The following is a 6840-nucleotide window of genomic DNA, read 5'->3' as shown; positions in this document are numbered from 1 at the left end:
CCAGGAGCGAACACCAGAGCTCAACGAGGCTGTGGTCGCACTGCTACCCCACGTGAACGCACAGCAAGCTAATTTTAACCCACAGGAAATCGCCAACCTGCTGTGGGCAATGACGAAACTGGTAGACAACGGGCAGGAGCAGACACCAGAGCTCAAAGAGGCTGTGGCCGCGCTGTTGCCCCACGTGAACGCACAGAAAGACCAATTTAGTGCCCTGGCTATTGCCAACCTGCTGTGGGCCATGGCGAAACTGGTGGACAACGGGCAGAAGCAGACACCAGAACTCAACGAGACCGTGGCCGCGTTGTTGCCCCACGTGAACGTACAGAAAAACCAATTCACTCCTCAGCATATCACCAACCTGCTGTGGGCCATGGCGAAACTGGTGGACAACGGGCAGGAGCGGACACCAGGTCTCAAAGAGGCCGTGGCCGCGTTGTTGCCCCACGTGAACGCACAGAAAGCTCACTTTACACCACAGGGTATCGCCAATCTGCTGTGGGCCATAGCGAAACTGGTGGACAACGGGCAGAAGTGGTCACCAGAGCTCAACGATGCCGTGGCCGCGCTGTTGCCCCACGTGAACGCAAACAAAGACCAATTTATTCCTCAGCATATCGCCAACCTGCTGTGGGCCATGGCGAAACTGGTGGACAACGGACAGGAGCGGACACCAGAGCTCAACGAGGCCCTGGCCGCGCTGTTGCCCCACGTGAACGCACAGAAAGACCAATTTATTCCTCAGCATATCGCCAACCTGCTGTGGGCCATGGCGAAACTGGGCGAACTCATTGATCTGGACGTGGTAACATCCACGTTCAAATCGCTTGTCTGCCGAATCAGTGGTAACCCTCAGTTCTCTCAGCAAGAGATATTGATGTCCCTTTGGGGAGTAATGGTATGCTGTGCCAGGTTGTTTCTGGTCTCCAATGCCAATAAAAATCACGTGTTTGAAAAGCACATGGATGATCTCTTTACTCGCCTGCAAAATACATCCCCGGACAATAAAGAGTATCAATCCATTATGACCATGGCCGCAAGTTGGCTTGGCAGACCGTGTCCGGTCGTCCCCCATTACCAGACAATGAGTTCAAAACCTCAATCCGACTTCCGCGAACAACTCCTATCATGCTTTCCCTCTTTGCAGATTGAAGAAGAAAAGAGTCTGAACTCACTGCCTCCGGTTGACCTGCTACTGCCAGATCACAACATGGTGATTGAAGTTCAGGGACCGTCTCATTACGTGGGTGGTGATTTCAAGACCAGGAAGGGTTCGACTCTGCTGAAAATCGCACTGCTGAGAAAATCAGGATTTGAGGTCATTGAAATTCCGATTAACATGCTCTTGAGTCAGTATTTAATGAAACCATACATTGATCAAATAAAGACCAGGATAGGCTTCCCGCCACAGGAGCATGGCTCTGTATCACTGAAAAGAAGGTGGGCAGATGAGGCATACGTTACTGCTGATAAAGGCAGGCAACCCTCAGATCATGGTTACTTGACTGCCGAAGAACATTCAGATGAGCAACCCGGTAAACCCGCAAAGAGGAAGAAAACAACCAGCCAGTAATTGCCTTCCTCGCATCATGACTCAAGAACAGTTTTCACATTCCGGGGAGGAATGTCAGTGTTGAACACCTGTTGCCCATACATCTCGCCTCGGATGATTTGAAAATAATGGATTGGTGGCATCAGGAATAGATGTATCTCCCCAACTGTTTATGTTTATAAACGTTTCAGCAAAATGAACTTCTGAACAAAACAGCAGTCTGCTTTTTATATTTTCATGAATTAATGAAATATAATTATGGATAGAAGCTCTGCGGGTATCAGTGGTCAATACACAAGATCAGATAATGATTACAACCAACCGAATGACCATGCCGCTTCTTCAAGGCGTGGGCAATATAGATATGGCACAGTCGAACAGTGGGATAATCCCCTCCGTACTACCCCGGGGCGCAACGAATTTTACCACTTGTCTGACGCATGCTCTTCTCAAAATCTAATGTTCCGCTCAGTGAACTCTGCTCAAGATTTCAATGCCCTCATTAAACAAGAATTAATGGAGGGTCTGGTGAGGAAATCGGATCGTTTCGGTCATCGCTATGATGGAAGAAATCACGGTCAATATGCCAGTTCAATTAAAAAATACACGTCAGCTGCTAAAAGACCGTTAAATCGAGCTGAACAAAGCCAGCTGATGCGTTTGCTGCAAAATTTCACGGCAACGCGGAGCTGGAATTGGCGAAGCCTGACAACAACACTGCACTCATTTACTTCAGCGGGTGTTTTTACCCCTCATAGACCCTTGGATGAGCGTGTTAAGCTTACTCAGGCTGCCTTACTGTCAACGCTGCTTGATGCAATCATATTCAAGTGCAACCAAAAACCTGAAGCCAGGGATATTGGTGCTCAGGAAATCACTAACCTGCTGTGGGCCATGGCGAAACTGGTGGACAACGGACAGGAGCGGACGCCAGGGCTCAAAGAGGCCGTGGCAGCGCTGTTGCCCCACGTGAAAGCACAGAAAGACCAATTTAAGCCCCAGGGGGTCGCCAACCTGCTGTGGGTCATGGCGAAAATGGTGGATAACGGGCAGGAGCAGACGCGAGAGCTCAATGAGGCTGTGGTTGCGCTGTTGCCCTGCGTGAACGCACAGAAAGCTCACTTTAAACCACAGGAAATCACCAACCTTCTGTGGGCCATGGCAAAACTGGTGGACAACGGGCAGGAGCGGACACCAGGGCTCAAAGAGGCCGTGGCCGCGTTGTTGCCCCATGTTAATGCTCAGAAAGCTAACTTTACACCACAGGGAATCGCCAACCTGCTATGGGCCATGGCAAAACTGGTGGACAACGGGCAGGAACGGACGCCAGAGCTCAATGATGCAGTGGCCGCGCTGTTGCCCCATGTAAACGCACAAAAAGCTCATTTTAAACCCCAGGAAATCGCCAGCCTGCTGTGGGCCATGGCGAAACTGGTGGACATTGGCCAGCAGCATACACCAGGGTTCAACGAGCCCGTGGCCGCGCTGTTGCCCTACGTGAACGCACAAAAAAACCAATTTAACCCTCAGCATATCGTCAACCTGCTGTGGGCCATGGCGAAATTGGTGGACAACGGCCAGCAGCAGAAACCAGAGTTCAACGAGGCCGTAGTCGCGCTGTTGCCCCAAGTAAAAGCACATAAAGACCGGTTTAATACCCAGAGTATTGCCAACCTGCTGTGTGCCATGGCGAAATTGGTGGACAACGGCCAGCAGCAGACACCAGGGCTCAAAGAGGCTGTGGCCGTGCTGTTGACCAACGTGAACGCACAGAATGACCAATTTAATGTCCAGGGTGTCGCCAAGCTGCTGTGGGCCATGGCGAAACTGGTGGACAACGGGCAGGAGCAGACACCAGAGCTCAAAGTGGCCGTGGCCGCGCTGTTGCCCCAAGTAAAAGTATATAAAGACCGGTTTAATGCCCAGGGTATTGCCAACCTGCTGTGGGCCATGGCGAAACTGGTGGACAACGGGCAGGAGCAAACACCAGAACTCAAAGAGGCCGTGGCCGCGCTGTTGCCCCACGTGAACGCACAAAAAGACCAATTTATTCCCCAGGGTATCGCCAACCTGCTGTGGGCCATGGCGAAACTGGTGGACAAAGTGCAGGAGCCGACACCAGGGCTCAAAGAGGCTGTGGCCGCGCTGTTGCCCCACGTGAACGCACAGAAAGACCAATTTAATGCCCTGGCTATTGCCAACCTGCTGTGGGCCATGGCGAAACTGGTGGACAACGGGCAAAAGCAAACACCGGGGCTCAACGAGACCGTGGCCGCGTTGTTGCCCCACGTGAACGCACAGAAAGCAAACTTTAAACCACAGGGTATCGTCAACCTGCTGTGGGCCATGGCGAAACTGGTGGACAACGGGCAAAAGCAAACACCAGGGCTCAACGAGACCGTGGCCGCGCTGCTGCCCCTCGTGAACGCAAAGAAAGACCAATTTAAAGGCCAGGGAATCACCAACCTGCTGTGGGCCATGGCGAAACTGGTGGACAATGGGCTGGAGCAAACACCAGAGCGCAAAGAGGCCGTGGCCTCACTATTGCCTTACGTGAACGCAGCGAAAGCTAACTTTAAACCACAAGAAATCGCCAACCTGCTGTGGGCCATGGCAAAACTGGTGGCCAACGGGCAGGAGCGAACACCAGAGTTTAACGAGGCCGTTGCCGCGCTGTTGTCACACGTGAACACACAAAAAGACCAATTTATTCCTCAGCATATCACCAACCTGCTATGGGCCATGGCGAAACTGGGTGAACTCCTTGAGCTGAACGTGGTTATCTCTACGTTTGAATCGCTTGTCTACCGAATCAGTGAAAATCCTCAGCTCTCTCAGCAAGTCATATCGATGTCTCTATGGGGGGTAATGGTATGCTGTGCCAGATTGTCTCTGGTCTCTAATGCCAATAACAATAACGTGCTTGAAAAGCACATGGATGACCTGTTTACTCGTCTGGAAAATACATTCCCAGACAATGAAGAGGAACAATCCGTTATTGCCATGGCCTCAAGTTGGCTTGGGAGATCGTGTCCGTTCGTCCCCCATTACCAGACTATCAGGTCAAAACGTCAATCCGACTTTCGCGATCAACTCCAGTCATACTTTCCCTCTTTGAGGATTGAAGAAGAAAAGAGTCTGAACTCATTGCCTCCGGTTGACCTGCTACTGCCAGATTACAATATGGTGATTGAAGTTCAGGGACCGTCTCATTACGTGGCTGGTGATTTCAAAACCAGGAATGGTTCGACTCTGCTGAAAATCGCACTGTTGCAAAAAGCAGGATTTGAGGTCATTGAAATTCCGGTTAACAGGCTTTGGAATCAGGATTTAATGAAACCATACATTGATCAAATAAAGTCCAGGATAGGCTTCCCGCCACAGGGGCATGGCTCTGCATCACTTAAAAGAACGTGGGCAGATGCGGCATACGTTACTGCTGATAAAGGCAGGCAACCAATAGAGCACGGTTACTTAACCGCCGAAGAACATTCAGAAGAGCAAACCGGCAAACCAGCAAAGAGGAAAAAACAACCAGCCAGTAATCGCATTCCTACCATCATGACTCAAGAACCGTTTTCACATTCCGGGAAGGAATGGCAGTTTTGAACACCTGATGCCCATACATCTCGCCTCGGATGATTTGAAAATAATGGATTGGTGGCATCAGGAATAGATGTATCTCCCCAACTGTTTACGTTTATAAACGTTTCAGCAAAATGAACTTCTGAACAAAACAGCAGTCTGCTTTTTATATTTTCATGAATTAATGAAATATAATTATGGATAGAACCTCTGCTGGTATCAGTGGTCAATACACAAGATCAGATAATGATTACAACCAACCGAATGACCATGCCGCTTCTTCAAGGCGTGTGCAATATAGATATGGCACAGTCGAACAGTGGGATAATCCCCTCCGTACTACCCCGGGGCTCAACGAATTTTACCACTTGTCTGACGCATGCTCTTCTCAAAATCTAATGTTCCGCTCAGTGAACTCTGCTCAAGATTTCAATGCCCTCATTAAACAAGAAGTAATGGATGATCTGGTGAGTAAATCGGATCGTTTCGGTCATCGCTATGATGGAAGAAATCACGGTCAATATGCCAGTTCAATTAAAAAATACACGTCAACTGCTAAAAGACCGTTAAATCGAGCGGAACAAAGCCAGCTGATGCAGTTTACTGCAAAATTTCACAGCAACGCGGAGCTGGAATTGGCGAAGCCTGACGACAACACTGCATTCATTTACTTCAGCGGGTGTTTTTACCCCTCATAAACCCATGGATGAGCGTGTCAGGCTTACTCAAGGTGCCTTATTGTCAACACTACTTGATGCAATAATATTTAACTGCAACCAAAAACCTGAAGCCAGAGATATCGATGCCCTGGGAATCACCAACCTGCTGTGGGCCATGGCGAAACTGGTGGACAACAGGCAGGAACAGACACCAGAATTCAACGAGACCGTGGCCGCGCTGTTGCCCCACGTGAACGCACAGAAAGCTAACTTTACACCACAGGCAATCACCAACCTGCTGTGGGCCATGGCCAACTGGTGGACAACGGGCAGGAGCGCACAGCAGAGCTCAAAGAGGCTGTGGTCGTGTTGTTGCCCCTCGTGAACTCACAGAAAGCAAACTTTACACCACAGGGTATCGCCAACCTGCTGTGGGCCATGGCGAAACTGGTGGACAACGGGCAAAAGCAAACACCAGGGCTCAACGAGGCCGTGGCCGCGCTATTGCCCCACGTGAACGCACAGAAAGCTAACTTTACACCACAGGCAATCACCAACCTGCTGTGGGCCATGGCGAAACTGGTGGACAACGGGCAGGAGCGCACAGCAGAGCTCAAAGAGGCTGTGGCCGCGCTGTTGCCCCACGTGAACGCACAGAAAACTAATTTTAAACCACAGGAAATCGCCAACCTGCTGTGGGCCATGGCGAAACTGGTGGACAACGGGCAGGAGTGGTCACCAGGGCTCAACGATGCCGTGGCCGCGCTTTTGCCCCACGTGAACGCAAACAAAGACCAATTTATTCCTCAGCATATCGCCAACCTGCTGTGGGCCATGGCGAAACTGGTGGACAACGGACAGGAGCGGACGCCAGGGCTCAAAGAGGCCGTGGCCTCGCTGTTGCCCCACGTGAACGCAAACAAAGACCAATTTATACCTCAGCATATCGCCAACCTGCTGTGGGCCATGGCTAAACTGGGCGAACTCATTGAGCTGGACGTGGTAACATCCACGTTCAAATCGCTTGTCTACCGAATCAGTGAC

The 6840-nt window shown here is 50.7% G+C and carries 5 protein-coding genes; all 5 read left to right on the top strand.

Annotation, left to right across the window (positions count from 1 at the left end):
• The coding region (locus ACO6V1_RS21720; protein WP_422468507.1) for an RAP domain-containing protein at positions 1 to 1573 on the top strand (1573 nt) is incomplete at its 5' end.
• Between the two features lie 237 nt (positions 1574 to 1810).
• Positions 1811 to 5161: a DUF1601 domain-containing protein gene (locus ACO6V1_RS21715; protein ID WP_422468505.1), complete on the top strand. Its 3351-nt coding sequence runs from the start codon at positions 1811 to 1813 to the stop codon at positions 5159 to 5161.
• A 173-nt stretch (positions 5162 to 5334) separates the two neighbouring features.
• A complete protein-coding gene (locus ACO6V1_RS21710; RefSeq protein WP_422468503.1) occupies positions 5335 to 5835 on the top strand; it encodes a hypothetical protein in 501 nt (166 codons plus the stop codon).
• A 4-nt stretch (positions 5836 to 5839) separates the two neighbouring features.
• Positions 5840 to 6181, top strand: a complete 342-nt coding sequence (locus ACO6V1_RS21705) for a hypothetical protein (protein WP_422468501.1) — start codon at positions 5840 to 5842, stop codon at positions 6179 to 6181.
• Positions 6097 to 6840, top strand: a 744-nt coding sequence (locus ACO6V1_RS21700) for a DUF1601 domain-containing protein (protein WP_422468499.1), incomplete at its 3' end; no start/stop codon positions are given. The genes ACO6V1_RS21705 and ACO6V1_RS21700, both read left to right, overlap by 85 nt.

It is taken from the genome of Endozoicomonas sp. ALC013, from assembly GCF_049310205.1.
In the GTDB taxonomy this organism is placed as follows: domain Bacteria; phylum Pseudomonadota; class Gammaproteobacteria; order Pseudomonadales; family Endozoicomonadaceae; genus Endozoicomonas.
Note: the sequence above shows the minus strand (reverse complement) of the source record. Positions and strands in the feature narration are given on the sequence as shown.